Source organism: Zoogloea oleivorans (genome assembly GCF_008107625.1).
Lineage (GTDB): Bacteria > Pseudomonadota > Gammaproteobacteria > Burkholderiales > Rhodocyclaceae > Zoogloea > Zoogloea oleivorans.
In genome coordinates this window covers 17,012-27,679 of sequence record NZ_SDKK01000041.1, presented here as the reverse complement: position 1 = coordinate 27,679, position 10,668 = coordinate 17,012, and the positions used below count along the sequence as shown (strand labels likewise).

The 10,668-nt window shown below is 54.1% G+C and carries 20 protein-coding genes and 1 pseudogene; 4 read left to right on the top strand and 17 right to left on the bottom strand.

All coding sequences use genetic code 11. The features are described from left to right. Positions 1-25: 25 nt before the first annotated feature. From ETQ85_RS24460 to ETQ85_RS24450, 3 genes and pseudogenes are all read right to left on the bottom strand, one after another. Positions 26-205, bottom strand: a pseudogene (locus tag ETQ85_RS24460) (helix-turn-helix domain-containing protein); the annotation flags it as partial. Between the two features lie 166 nt (positions 206-371). After that, on the bottom strand, positions 372-1,100 hold the full coding sequence (locus ETQ85_RS24455; RefSeq protein WP_148581617.1) for a hypothetical protein: 729 nt from the start codon (positions 1,098-1,100) through the stop codon (positions 372-374). Positions 1,101-1,174: 74 nt separating this feature from the next. Further along, positions 1,175-2,530, bottom strand: a complete 1,356-nt coding sequence (locus tag ETQ85_RS24450; protein ID WP_148581616.1) for an ISL3 family transposase — start codon at positions 2,528-2,530, stop codon at positions 1,175-1,177. Positions 2,531-2,682: 152 nt separating this feature from the next. Here ETQ85_RS24450 and ETQ85_RS24445 point away from each other — a divergent pair, with 152 nt between their 5' ends. Then, the gene (locus ETQ85_RS24445; RefSeq protein WP_148581615.1) at positions 2,683-2,907 is read left to right on the top strand and encodes a hypothetical protein; all 225 of its coding nucleotides are present in this window, start codon (positions 2,683-2,685) and stop codon (positions 2,905-2,907) included. A gap of 14 nt (positions 2,908-2,921) precedes the next feature. Further along, the gene (locus tag ETQ85_RS24440; protein ID WP_148581614.1) at positions 2,922-3,347 is read left to right on the top strand and encodes a hypothetical protein; all 426 of its coding nucleotides are present in this window, start codon (positions 2,922-2,924) and stop codon (positions 3,345-3,347) included. 359 nt (positions 3,348-3,706) lie between these two features. Here ETQ85_RS24440 and ETQ85_RS24435 read toward each other — a convergent pair whose 3' ends face one another. Both ETQ85_RS24435 and ETQ85_RS24430 read right to left on the bottom strand, forming a co-directional pair. After that, on the bottom strand, positions 3,707-3,982 hold the full coding sequence (locus ETQ85_RS24435) for a hypothetical protein (RefSeq protein ID WP_148581613.1): 276 nt from the start codon (positions 3,980-3,982) through the stop codon (positions 3,707-3,709). Positions 3,983-3,987: 5 nt separating this feature from the next. Then, positions 3,988-4,320 (bottom strand): hypothetical protein, encoded by a 333-nt coding sequence (locus ETQ85_RS24430; RefSeq protein ID WP_148581612.1) that lies wholly within the window; start codon positions 4,318-4,320, stop codon positions 3,988-3,990. Positions 4,321-4,322: 2 nt separating this feature from the next. Between ETQ85_RS24430 and ETQ85_RS26740 the strand changes: the two genes are divergently transcribed. Further along, positions 4,323-4,529 carry a hypothetical protein gene (locus tag ETQ85_RS26740; protein ID WP_222862294.1) on the top strand — a complete coding sequence of 69 codons (207 nt, stop codon included), beginning with the start codon at positions 4,323-4,325 and terminating at the stop codon, positions 4,527-4,529. 163 nt (positions 4,530-4,692) lie between these two features. Here the strand turns inward: ETQ85_RS26740 and ETQ85_RS24420 are convergent, their stop codons facing one another. From ETQ85_RS24420 to ETQ85_RS24370, 11 genes are all read right to left on the bottom strand, one after another. Then, a complete protein-coding gene (locus ETQ85_RS24420; RefSeq protein WP_148581611.1) occupies positions 4,693-5,046 on the bottom strand; it encodes a hypothetical protein in 354 nt (117 codons plus the stop codon). Positions 5,047-5,062: 16 nt separating this feature from the next. Beyond that, positions 5,063-5,389: a hypothetical protein gene (locus ETQ85_RS24415; RefSeq protein WP_148581610.1), complete on the bottom strand. Its 327-nt coding sequence runs from the start codon at positions 5,387-5,389 to the stop codon at positions 5,063-5,065. Continuing rightward, positions 5,358-6,023: a hypothetical protein gene (locus ETQ85_RS24410; protein WP_148581609.1), complete on the bottom strand. Its 666-nt coding sequence runs from the start codon at positions 6,021-6,023 to the stop codon at positions 5,358-5,360. Before ETQ85_RS24410 ends, ETQ85_RS24415 begins: the two co-directional genes overlap by 32 nt. A gap of 92 nt (positions 6,024-6,115) precedes the next feature. Next, positions 6,116-6,433: a hypothetical protein gene (locus ETQ85_RS24405; protein ID WP_148581608.1), complete on the bottom strand. Its 318-nt coding sequence runs from the start codon at positions 6,431-6,433 to the stop codon at positions 6,116-6,118. Further along, positions 6,430-6,759 carry a hypothetical protein gene (locus ETQ85_RS24400; RefSeq protein WP_148581607.1) on the bottom strand — a complete coding sequence of 110 codons (330 nt, stop codon included), beginning with the start codon at positions 6,757-6,759 and terminating at the stop codon, positions 6,430-6,432. Before ETQ85_RS24400 ends, ETQ85_RS24405 begins: the two co-directional genes overlap by 4 nt. Before the next feature lie 25 nt (positions 6,760-6,784). Further along, positions 6,785-7,318, bottom strand: a complete 534-nt coding sequence (locus ETQ85_RS24395) for a hypothetical protein (protein ID WP_148581606.1) — start codon at positions 7,316-7,318, stop codon at positions 6,785-6,787. Between the two features lie 16 nt (positions 7,319-7,334). Then, positions 7,335-7,538 carry a hypothetical protein gene (locus ETQ85_RS24390; protein WP_148581605.1) on the bottom strand — a complete coding sequence of 68 codons (204 nt, stop codon included), beginning with the start codon at positions 7,536-7,538 and terminating at the stop codon, positions 7,335-7,337. Beyond that, positions 7,535-7,921 carry a HepT-like ribonuclease domain-containing protein gene (locus tag ETQ85_RS24385; protein ID WP_148581604.1) on the bottom strand — a complete coding sequence of 129 codons (387 nt, stop codon included), beginning with the start codon at positions 7,919-7,921 and terminating at the stop codon, positions 7,535-7,537. The genes ETQ85_RS24390 and ETQ85_RS24385 overlap by 4 nt, the downstream gene beginning before the upstream one ends. Then, positions 7,918-8,208 (bottom strand): nucleotidyltransferase family protein, encoded by a 291-nt coding sequence (locus tag ETQ85_RS24380; protein ID WP_148581603.1) that lies wholly within the window; start codon positions 8,206-8,208, stop codon positions 7,918-7,920. Before ETQ85_RS24380 ends, ETQ85_RS24385 begins: the two co-directional genes overlap by 4 nt. Beyond that, positions 8,205-8,405 (bottom strand): hypothetical protein, encoded by a 201-nt coding sequence (locus ETQ85_RS24375; RefSeq protein ID WP_222862293.1) that lies wholly within the window; start codon positions 8,403-8,405, stop codon positions 8,205-8,207. The genes ETQ85_RS24380 and ETQ85_RS24375 overlap by 4 nt, the downstream gene beginning before the upstream one ends. Before the next feature lie 8 nt (positions 8,406-8,413). Beyond that, positions 8,414-8,626, bottom strand: coding sequence for a hypothetical protein (locus ETQ85_RS24370; protein WP_148581601.1), 213 nt, complete (start codon positions 8,624-8,626; stop codon positions 8,414-8,416). A gap of 198 nt (positions 8,627-8,824) precedes the next feature. Between ETQ85_RS24370 and ETQ85_RS24365 the strand changes: the two genes are divergently transcribed. Beyond that, a complete protein-coding gene (locus tag ETQ85_RS24365; RefSeq protein WP_187394852.1) occupies positions 8,825-10,120 on the top strand; it encodes an ISL3 family transposase in 1,296 nt (431 codons plus the stop codon). On the opposite strand, the gene ETQ85_RS24360 is transcribed toward ETQ85_RS24365, so the two are convergent. Continuing rightward, the gene (locus ETQ85_RS24360; protein WP_246128897.1) at positions 10,117-10,392 is read right to left on the bottom strand and encodes a biotin carboxylase N-terminal domain-containing protein; all 276 of its coding nucleotides are present in this window, start codon (positions 10,390-10,392) and stop codon (positions 10,117-10,119) included. The genes ETQ85_RS24365 and ETQ85_RS24360 overlap by 4 nt on opposite strands. Positions 10,393-10,668: the final 276 nt, after the last annotated feature.

Below are 10,668 nucleotides of genomic sequence, written 5' to 3'. Positions count from 1 at the left end.
ACTTCAGTCTAGAGCGCGCCTAGGGTTTGAAAGGATCAAGCTTCTCAACGCGCTTAGCGCGTTCCTTGACGGCTGGCTTGCCGTCAGCTCTCAGATATTTCCGTATGGTGTTTCGCGCGCAGCCGGTGATATCGACCAAAGCGCGAATGCTCATGCCGTGACGATGCAACACAGTAATCTCCACTGATTGTTCAGCGTTTAACATGCTGTCTCCATACCGTGGGTACAGTATGGAGAAGCGACCTAGGCGTTTCTGAAAAAAGTGTGGTGGGTCACTTTTCAGTTGATGCCATGGGTCATTTTTACTGTGTTGCTAACAATACTTAGGGGAGCAACTGCTCCCCTGAGTTATTTACGGGTGTATTGATGGGTTAGAACTCATCCTCCGAAAGCCCATATGTCTTCATATTGCCTTGCTTGACCTTGTAAAGCGTCATCGTCATGGTGCTGTATTGGGTTCCATCGTAGGTTCGAATCTCTTCAAGATTGAAGGGGTCAGAACGAGACAAACCACCATTGCTTAGGTCTTTGTAGCGTATATCGTAGTTGCCAGCATTTATCTTATTCACGGTGAAGCTGCCGTAGGCTGGAATGAAGAAGGTTCGAACGGGATAGGCATTAGGTCCATCAATCGATACAAGCTTTACGAACACATCAGAATTGTTTCGGCTGTTATCAACCGTAACTTCTGACAGTCCATTGGTGTGCAACTTCTCAAATCCTTTGACATAGCTTGCTGTCACTGGCCAAGCAGCACCATTAGGAGCGGTAGCAGGACGCTCATAACCTCTTGGTTTGGGATTTACTGCTGGTAGAGGAGTGTCGCTAAAATCCGCTGCTGTTGGCGTTGGGTTTGCTACATAGGGTTTCGGCCCCTTGGGTGGGGTGTAAGCGTAGCTGTTACCCGTAGATTCGGTTTGTATTGCATAACCGATTGACCCAAAGACCAAGGCAGCAACTGATGCTTGCACATAGAAAGGTCGTCGGAAAAAACCCCAAGCATTTTTAAGCTGACCTGAGTCAGAGCTACCTAGTAGTTCTAGTAGCTTCTTAACTTGTGCTTGAATTTCCTTACCCTCATCTGGAACATCGTAGCCCAAAGCTTTTTTAACTTTGGCATACGACCCATCGGGCTTAATCTTTTGGGTATCCGGAAGTTTTGGTGGGTAGACGCCTAGAAGTCGTCTGAATCCAAAAGGGCTAGTAGTGTGGGTAGGTCGGTTCCGACGTTACCCATTCGGGTCTTGATTTTGACCTCGTAATCGTCGTCAAAGCTACCCATCATGAAGTAGGTCATGCGGCCCATTGAGATGTCCTCGAAGCGTTGCTTCTTCACCTTGACCTTCTCCTGGAAGGGAATCCGCTTTTGCAGTCGGTCGGTGAATAGCACCTTAGCCCGCAGCCGCTCGAACGTGTATCCATGCCCGTTACGATAGACCCGGCGCACCTTGGCGTTGAAGCTCTCGGTGAATGCGTTGGTGATGCGGTGGTCGTCGAAGTAGTTGAGAATCCATTCCTTCCAGTTCCTGAAGGCAGTCTTCACTGGTCGGAAGGGCTTGGCAAGCTCGTCCGGGATGCTCGCCTCCCAGTTCAGATACTCTGCCCATGCCTCTTCCTTGGTTTCAACGTCATAGACGGCGTATAGCCTTTCCTTGAGGTCGTAGGCAGCAGCCAGTAGCGGGAAACAATTCAGCCAGCCAGAGACGGTAATGTATTGCTCATCGTTCAGGTCGGCGGCTCGTTTAGCGAACAGCTTGTGGGCCTTTTTCAGCCCCGCGCCTTGCTTCTTCTGGTCTGTCTTGCCAATGCTGCGCCGGACGGCATCCAGGGAGGCGTTGGCCTTACTGACGACGTGGAACTTATCCACGACCAGTTTTGCCTGCGGAAGCACACGCTGCACGGCAAGCCTGTAGGGTCGCCACATATCTGTCGAGACATGGGTGATGCGCTCTTTGTTCGGTAGCGACTCCAAGAACCTGACAATGGACGTGTGATAGCGGTCGGGCAGCATATCAATCAGCGCCCTGTCCTGAATGTTCGTAAAGATGGCCCGGAACCGACCCAGCTTGATTTCGTCGATACCAAGCCAAACGGGTGTCTCTCGCTTGAAATCTTTCTCCAACTTGGCCACGTATGCGTCGAAGATGGTTCGCACGCTCTTTTCGTCAATGCCAACCTGCTTCGCCAGTTCGGCGTAGGTGTATTCAAGCGACTGACGACCAATCCAGCGCACCAGGCGCTCGGTCATCTGGAAGCCTTCATCAATCTCTTGAACAACTGCCGTGAAGGTTCTTTGGCAGGCCATGCACTTGAGACGCGGCACGTCGAGGTGAATCATCATCGTCTTGCCATGCGTCGGCAGGTCACGAACGTAGATTGGTCGGTTGCCGTGGCGCTGGATACGGTGCAGTTCGCCACAGTGCGGACACAGACGGGCAATAGCGGCAGGCTCGGCTTTGACGTGGTATTCCGTCTCCGACTCCTTCTTGTCCAACTCCCGCAGGCCAGGGAGATTCAGGATACCGCTCATGACAAAAGGCTCAATAGTAGAAAGGCCGGGATTGTAGGCTCGTGGTATGCGCCGGGCAAATATTTGTAACGGTAATACAAAAACAACTTGACACAGCTTGAATCGGTATTACAATAACAACATCAACCGTAAATACTGGCCAGGAGAGAAAAATGAACCAAGAAGCAAAATACCGTGTTGTCTTGCTCGATAAGGACGAATACGAAATTAGCGAGCGCCCAGCCGACAACCTCAAGGAAGCCAAGACGACAATGGCTTACATGCTAAGCGCCCAATATGCTGAAGTTGCTGAAACTACCCATGAAACCATGGGCACCTATAAGGCCGAGGTGCGCAACGCCAAAGGCGAATGTGTTCTCGATGATTTCCTGGAATAAGCGAGAGAAGCCGAATGGGCAATTCACCAACCACTGAAAAACGCACGGCACGGCAGGTTTCTGAACGGGAGCTTGCCATTGCCCTGGTGCTTGAGCTTGCTCAAGTAAGGCCGTATCGTTTTGCCTTGCTGGGTTTCTATGATGACGACGCCGAATATCTGCTCGCCCTCGCCAATCGCATTGGGGTCAAATGGGATAAGGCGTTTCATAACAAAGTGACAAAGGTTACTCGCCGCCTGGTTAGCTATGGTGTTCTGCACTCAGAGATGCGCGGAACTCAAAAGGAGTATTGTGGCGAACCTACAAAACAGATGGAATATTGGCTTCCGCCCGGAAAGGCAAGCCTAATTACAAGGGGAAAGACGGAATACACCATGTCGCCTGAAGATGAGGCAGCGTATCTTTTGCGACGTGCGTATCCCGAACCAGACAATGACTGAATCACCGCCAAAACGCCACGGAGGTCCAGGCCGAGGCCAAGGGAGAAAGCCTGTCAATGAAGGCGAACCGATGGTTGTCGTCCCGATGCGAATGACGCCTTCTCAGCGTGAAAAGCTGGCCCGCATGGGCGGGGCGGGGTGGGTTCGTGACCGCATCGACGAAGCGCCCGAACCCACCGAAACTTCCGGAGAGTGAAACTGACTTAGGGTTTCGTCAAAACCGTAAACCCACCAGTTTTTCCGGATACCCAATCTTTTTTGCCAAAGCAAGAGCATCAAGAGCAACCGCACGAGCAACGTCTGTTGGGCATCCGGATTTTCCGGTGGACGGGAGCCGCTGAAATAGCGGCCCCGTAATTTCACTCTCCGGATTCTCCGGTGGACGCACCCCTGTTGAGGTGCATGGTTGGATGCTGATTTGTCAGCAGCAGGAACAGTTCCCATGCCGCCAAGGGAATGGCTCGGTGATTACGGGTTCCCACCGGCTGTTCGTAACCAGACCACGTTTTGTAGCCAGCCGCCGTAGCCGGCGACACCAGCCCTGCGGCCTGCGTCTGGTTAAGCCTTGCGCGTTCACGTGCAGCCCTGATCTCGTCTGGTGAGGGCTGGGTGATTCTTTCGGTGATAAGTTGCATCGTGGTTAACGTCTGTTTTCGGCAACGCTGAGAATGCGTCTGATGGCATCTTGCATCTGGTCAAGAACGGCGTTCAGGCGGTTAATTTCCAAACGTTGATGTTCGTCTAGGGGCAATTCCAGCCATCGCACAAGCTGCTCTCGAAAGACCGGCAGCAAGTCCTGCTGCTCACCGAATACCGCTTGCAGGCGACTGACCGTTTCGCTATCCAGAACCCCTGGTCGATGCCTGGCCCGCTCTAGGTTCTCTACCTGCTGGCGAACTGAGTGTAATTGGTCATCGAGCATTCCCGCGATGAACGGCAATGCCTCGATGGGTTGCCAGTTTGGTGCTATCACTCGTGGAAATCGCCACCGCAGTTGCGCTGGTTTCGACCGATGTTGATCTGGATGCCACGGTGCCCGCGCCCGGCATTACGCTGATCATCGCCAATGTTCACGGTAACCTCGACAGGTTCCTGCTTTGCCGCCACCTCGGCGCGGAGACGCTGAATCTCACGCTCGCATTCGGCTTCCAATTCGGCATCGTGCGTGAGGCCAGCAAATAACGCGATGGCGTGGATGAGGTTGCTTTGGTGGTGAAGCTCTTTGGCGCGGGTGTAACCAAGGAGTTCGAGGGCTTGTTCAAGTTGGGTAGGCACAGTCTGGGCTTCCTTCTTCGTGAATGTTACGAGGGGTCGTTCGAGCAAGTTCAATGGCAACCGTTGCATGCTACGCAGCTTCAACATCCACGATATGCTTCTGGCGGTCATGCTTGGCGTAAACGTCTTCGCCATGGGTTTCAATGAATTCCACCTCATCCCAGGACAGGCACCAATCGAGTGGCAGGCCGGTGATTGCCGCCATGAACTCGGCGCATCGTTCGTCGCTCAGCGAGGGGCGTCCATCGTCAGTGAATTTCAGGAGGTGGGCAAAAAGTGCGCGATCCTCGGCGATATGGTTAATCGCTGGACGGTCGGTATAGACTCCAGTGAAGTACATGTATCGGTCGTGGGCGTCCGCCAGGATCGCCCGCTGGGCTTCTGGAACTGCGACTACGATTTGTCGCGCCTGTTGTATGTCCATGCTCATTCGGTCCTAACTAATACGCGTAACTCTCGAAGGAAAAGTCGAATCCTTCCGGGTCACCATGCCCAGCCCAAACGGTATACACGTCCCGACAACGAGCTTCGTCCTGATAGAACCACACTCGTTCCTTACCATTGGGCTGGCGAAGTACAAGAGCATGCCACTCTTCTTTTCGCGGACGGAACAAGGTTTCAGCAGCATGCAGCCGCAACACGCCAGCGGCACACTGACGAAAGGCACGGCGCGTGGTTACATAGGGTGTATTGGTGTCATCGAAACCAAGCCGAAATAAGCGACTGACTGGCTGCTTAGGCTTTGCCCATATCTGCACGTTGGTCATGCTCTATCCTTTCCGAAGAAGTTAGCGGTGGGCTAAGCATGATTTTTCTTTTCAGAGTTGCAATCTCACCCCTCTCATCGGCCAGCATCCCGCATACGTCCCAAAACGCCTTTGCGGCTTTGGTGTATCTATCGGCATCGGGCATGTTCACAGAAGCAAATCGCACTAAGGATTCTGCTTCGTCCATCAATAACAATGCCTTGTGCGCCCAGTTATCTGGTTCGCAGTTGTGATGGTCAGTCGCGTTAGCGCCAGAAGGAGAAGTCATCCGAATAAGGAAGCGCAGCATCCTTCCTCGCAGCGTAAACGTGGGGCCAGAGCCATCTGATCGCGGAATACCGATTTTATCCAGTTCGCTCATGGCTTCGTCGTATTCCTCGACTTTTTGCATCTGCGCTAGCAGCCGTTCAATTTCATCCGCTGCTTTTGCTGGCAATGCGCTCAAATCTTCTCCGTCATCGTCATATGCGGCGTGTATGCGGCGCAGGTTGCCAATGAGCATTCCGAGCGCAAAGCCTCTCTCTTCAGGCGTCATCGGTGTTGGAACAACGCCGTCAATATACGGGTCCAGTTCGTCGCGGTCGTCCTCATGTTCGAACTCATGCGCCAGCGGTAATTGGTCTGATCCAAGCATCTATTTCTTCTCAGTTAATCTATCATTTGTTGCGTCGAACCACGCTCCGGCCACCGGGCAATCCGGATACCAGATTTGGCGTCCATCGCCAATCACAGCCGAACGAGTTTCCACATGAAAAAAGACGTGAGGGTGAACGCTAGCGCTGCAAACGCCGGCTTCACCAGCCCAGGAAGAAACCATGCAATAGCACCCCAAAACAAGGCAGTGAACAGCACGCCGCCAACGAACAGCGGGAAGTTCTCGCGGTTTGATGCCTCGCGGCTCTCTGCTTTCCGCCGTTGAACCTCGGGATCGTTCGCCAAGCGAGCCTCGTGCTGCTCCACTTCGGCCAAGAGGGTGCCATCGTCAAAGGCACGCGGATCACCAGCGAGGATGATTTTCTTTGCGATTCGCTGCCTCGTGTTCATTTTGCCTCCTTGATGTGCGGAATCTGCGCTTTGATCAGCATTCTCAGAATGAACAGCAAGCACAGACCTGCAACGACTGCGACGATGATCCATCCGCCCAACGCACCCAGGATTGCTTCACGATTCAATAGATCGGTGTAGGTAAGGTTTCCGGAAAACTGCTGGTCAAGAACATAGACAACGGCGCCGAGCACTGTGAAGCCAATCCAGACCGGTGCTGCTTTGAGAGGGCTATGCCCGTTTTCTCTTGCCCAAACCAACGAACCGGCGATAACCACCAGCAACACAAACACGACTTGAAGAAGGCGAACCATATCGACGCTCATATCCATTTTCCTGAATAGCTATCGGTTAAAGAATGGGGTAGCACTGCGGTTTGATTTTCGACTCAATGCACAGCGTAGACTTCAGGAAGCTCCCTTCGCCCTCGCGCTTGATCTGTGCCGTGTCACCGACAGTCGCGGAAACACCGCCATGGACCTGGAAAATTCCGGTCGTTGTCTTGACGGTCGTATCGGTCGAAAAGGTAGTGCTTTGCAGTTGAACGTCCAGGATCACGCCCGCAGCCTCGAAGGTTGGCTTTGGCGGCTCCGGACGAACAGGAGCAGGGACAAATTGACGGTACAGCGTGAATCCGGCCCAAAGAATACCCACGGCCAGGAGGATGATTTTGATCCGCCGACCTTCTGCGCGGTAGAAGGATTCCTTTTCCTCAATAGGGGCTTTGAGCAAGCGTTGAACCTCGTATTCCGGCAAGGTGAATGGCGGAAACGGCGTCCTGTAAGTCAGCTTCGACTGAATTAGGCGGTCTATCCGCTGTTCGCGTTGCTGCCGCTTTTCGTCAGCTTTCTTTCGCTCCACGAGGGAAATTGTCTTCTCAGCCATTGCCATCACCTGATGTTTAATTCTGGATGTCGCAAACGAACTGATCGTTCACCACGACACGACCACATTTGATTTGTTCGACCAGGGCAGCTTCGGCTTCCTCTCGACCTTTTTTGTCCGTGATCAACCGCCCATCTTTCTGTCCCCACACGCAGGCGACTCGCTTGGCGGTATCCAGCAACGCCTTCTCCTCGGCGCTGATGACATAGGTAGTATTCATGGTTTCATCCCCAACTTGACATCGTTACGCGGAAAGCCTTGTGCAACCTCCTGCACCTGCTGGTACAACGTGGGCAGATCGCCTTGGATCGTCTTCCAGACGATTTCAAGGTCCACCTTGTCGTAGCCGTGGGAAACTCGGTTTCGCATGGTGTACATGACCTGCCACGGGATGTCGTCGTGAAGGGCGGCGAACTCAGGGGCTACGCGCTGGATGTTGTTCGAGGCTTCGCCGATGATCTCGATGTTGCGGATTACCGCATCCTGGACCAATTCGCTGCTCAGGAATCCGACCTCATCAATATCGGCCGTGTAGCGGTCAATGCGTTCGATAGCTTGCAGGATGTGCCCGAGGTAGTCGGGGACGCGCAGGGCTTTGTTCATACCGACACCGCCTCAGCAAGAACCAGGCTGCGGAATTTCTCCGGTAGTGCTCTGGGGGTCAGAACATCGACAGAGATACCGAGTAGGCGTTCCAGTTCGACCTGGATGGCCGCCACGTCCATGAGCGTTGTCTCGGGCGTCGGATCGATCAGGATGTCCAGGTCGCTGCCTTCCGTGTCCTCACCATGGATGACAGAACCGAAGACGCGAGCATTGCAGGCACGGTGGGATTCCACCACGCGCCGGATGTCTACTCGATGGGATGCGAGCGCTTGAGAGGGCTTCATGCTGTCGCCGGGACCACAAGGAAGGGCTTGCCGTCGCAGATGGAAACGGCTTGCTTGACGACGGCCAACAGCATAGCGTCGTTCATGTCGGGCTGAAGTTCAATGACGCCCTGGCCGCTGGCGAACTTCTCGCGCAGCGCAGCATCATGATCGACTTCAAACAGGTGTCCGTAGGTCTTTGCTTCATCACTCATCATGCATCCTTTCATTGTTTGCGAATTTCGGCTTCCAGCGAGCGGGGGCACTTCCAGCTTACCGCCTCAGCCGGCGCATCGCCTTCCTCGATCCAGTGCTCGATGCAACGCTCCCACTCTGCCGACTTCGAGACTTTACCGCCTTCCGCAGCCATTGATTCCTTGAGGTGCAGGAAGTAAGCCGCAAACTTGGTGCGGGCGGTTTGTTCGGTCAGCGTTGCCATTTGTCACGCTCCATCATTGAATCAAGGTTCAAGTTCGATACTACACGATCAGATTAGACGCATTGCGTCTATTTGTCAAGCGCATATCCGAGACTTACAATTCGCCTCTTTCGGCCAAAACCCAGCATGCCTGTCAATGTCCTCAATCTCCCTGGCCTGCGGGTTCTCGACTTCAAGGAAACCGATACCGACTACCATGTGAAGGCAGCGCCGACCATCGTTTCCAAGCTCTGCCCGCACTGCGGACGATCCAACGAAACGGTGGCCCATGCCCAGAAGACGCTGTTCATCCGCGACCTTCCTTCGCACGGCAAAAGCGTTGCGGTTCACCTTGACGTGCCGCGCCTGCGCTGCAAGCCCTGCGGCAAAACCTTTACGGCGGCGGTGCCCGAGGTTGATACGGCCCGGCAGATGACAGAACGCCTGGCCAAGTGGGTTGGGCGGCAGGGATTGGAATACACCTACGCCGAGATTGCCAAGCAGGTCGGGATTGACGAAAAGACCGTCCGCAACGTGTTCGATGAGTATGTGGCGGAACTGGAGAAGGAATTCACGCGGGAAACGCCGGTCTGGCTGGGCATCGACGAAATCAAGCTGGGGCGCTTCCGGGCGGTCTTCACCAACATTCAGGGCCGGTCGCTGATCGACATGCTGCCCGACCGCTACGGTACGTCCATCACCAGCTTCCTGTACTCCCTGCCGAACAAGGAACGGATCACGCACGTTGCGACGGACATGTGGCGTCCGTACCGGATCGCCGTCCAGCAAGCTCTGCCGAATGCAAAGCTGGTCGTGGACAAGTTCCACGTCGTCAGCAAGGCCAATGCCTCGTTTGATGCGGTTAGGCGCAGCATCGGCAACCAGGACAAGAAACGGCACTCCCTCGGCCTGAAACGCGCCCACAAGTTGTTTGCCAAGCGTCAGCGCGATCTGGATGATGAGCAACACCTGACCGTCTCCGGGTGGCTCAACAGTTTCCCGCTGTTGGCCGCTGCCTACGACCTCAAGGAACGGCTCTACAAGGTTTATGAGGTGGAAACCAAGGAAGAGGCTTGGGGCGAGTATCTGGTTTGGGAGGCAAGCATCCCCGAAGAGCTTGCCAAGCCCTTCCGGCCAGTGAAGACGGCCTTTCGGAACTGGAAGACCTACATCCTGAACTATTTCGACGATGAGCGCGTCACGAACGCATTCACCGAGAGTTTCAACGCCAAGATCAGGCGGGTGTATCGGGATGGTCGGGGCTACACCTTTGAGCGGTTGCGGGCCAAGGTGCTGTTCACCGACCGGCTGCAAAAGCGAGTGCCCATCCAGGAGAAGGTCAAGGTCAAGAAAAAGCCGAAGTTCGAGGAAGTCGGCATGGCTCGGATGTATCTCATGACGCATTTAGTATGCGAAGAAAGGGCGGAATACGAGATCAGAACTCAGACCCGGCAGGGCAACCTCGGAACCGACCTGTCCACCCTGGAGGCGCTTTTGGACTCAGGGCAGTTTTAGGTGCTCAACCCGCTCCGTCCACCGGAAAATCCGGATACCCCATTTGCCTCTTTAGCAATCCGAATAATATCGTCGATATCCAGATACGCCTGAATGGGTTTCTTGCCGAGACCAACCAAATAGGACTCATCCGCCTTAAAGCGATGCAGGGCGAAACGATCTTCGTTTGAATAGATTGCGACCGTACGAATGCCTAGCTCGGAAGCAGCACGCAGTACGCGTATGGCTATTTCACTGCGATTAGCGACGACAAGGCTACGGATTTTTTTCATGCTTGTTCGTCCTTGAGGATGATTATGGTGTTTTATTGCAAGTCTTTTTATCGAAGATTCTGGCCATGCCTAACGAAGGAGAGCTACTAACGCTGCCACTGAAGCAACTGGTACTAAACGCCCAAAAAAAGGGGAAGAGGTTGCCCTCTCCCCCAAAGTCGCTGACTAACAACTGACATCAACGCAGAGGTAGACAACACTGCCCGGCCAGCCGGCGGGCTGGCAACAGGCTGTGATGTGGAACAGACTATGCGCCTCGTGACGAATACCGTCCAA

Coding starts and splice junctions, on each gene's coding strand:
- ETQ85_RS24435 (WP_148581613.1), bottom strand. CDS start 3,982: ATGCAACTTATCACCGAAAGAATCACCCAGCCCTCACCAGACGAGATC.
- ETQ85_RS24390 (WP_148581605.1), bottom strand. CDS start 7,538: ATGAATACTACCTATGTCATCAGCGCCGAGGAGAAGGCGTTGCTGGAT.
- ETQ85_RS24360 (WP_246128897.1), bottom strand. CDS start 10,392: ATGAAAAAAATCCGTAGCCTTGTCGTCGCTAATCGCAGTGAAATAGCC.
- ETQ85_RS24415 (WP_148581610.1), bottom strand. CDS start 5,389: ATGACCAACGTGCAGATATGGGCAAAGCCTAAGCAGCCAGTCAGTCGC.
- ETQ85_RS24405 (WP_148581608.1), bottom strand. CDS start 6,433: ATGAACACGAGGCAGCGAATCGCAAAGAAAATCATCCTCGCTGGTGAT.
- ETQ85_RS24410 (WP_148581609.1), bottom strand. CDS start 6,023: ATGCTTGGATCAGACCAATTACCGCTGGCGCATGAGTTCGAACATGAG.
- ETQ85_RS24440 (WP_148581614.1), top strand. CDS start 2,922: ATGGGCAATTCACCAACCACTGAAAAACGCACGGCACGGCAGGTTTCT.
- ETQ85_RS24380 (WP_148581603.1), bottom strand. CDS start 8,208: ATGAAGCCCTCTCAAGCGCTCGCATCCCATCGAGTAGACATCCGGCGC.
- ETQ85_RS24400 (WP_148581607.1), bottom strand. CDS start 6,759: ATGAGCGTCGATATGGTTCGCCTTCTTCAAGTCGTGTTTGTGTTGCTG.
- ETQ85_RS24395 (WP_148581606.1), bottom strand. CDS start 7,318: ATGGCTGAGAAGACAATTTCCCTCGTGGAGCGAAAGAAAGCTGACGAA.
- ETQ85_RS24375 (WP_222862293.1), bottom strand. CDS start 8,405: ATGATGAGTGATGAAGCAAAGACCTACGGACACCTGTTTGAAGTCGAT.
- ETQ85_RS24385 (WP_148581604.1), bottom strand. CDS start 7,921: ATGAACAAAGCCCTGCGCGTCCCCGACTACCTCGGGCACATCCTGCAA.
- ETQ85_RS24445 (WP_148581615.1), top strand. CDS start 2,683: ATGAACCAAGAAGCAAAATACCGTGTTGTCTTGCTCGATAAGGACGAA.
- ETQ85_RS24370 (WP_148581601.1), bottom strand. CDS start 8,626: ATGGCAACGCTGACCGAACAAACCGCCCGCACCAAGTTTGCGGCTTAC.
- ETQ85_RS24450 (WP_148581616.1), bottom strand. CDS start 2,530: ATGAGCGGTATCCTGAATCTCCCTGGCCTGCGGGAGTTGGACAAGAAG.
- ETQ85_RS24420 (WP_148581611.1), bottom strand. CDS start 5,046: ATGGACATACAACAGGCGCGACAAATCGTAGTCGCAGTTCCAGAAGCC.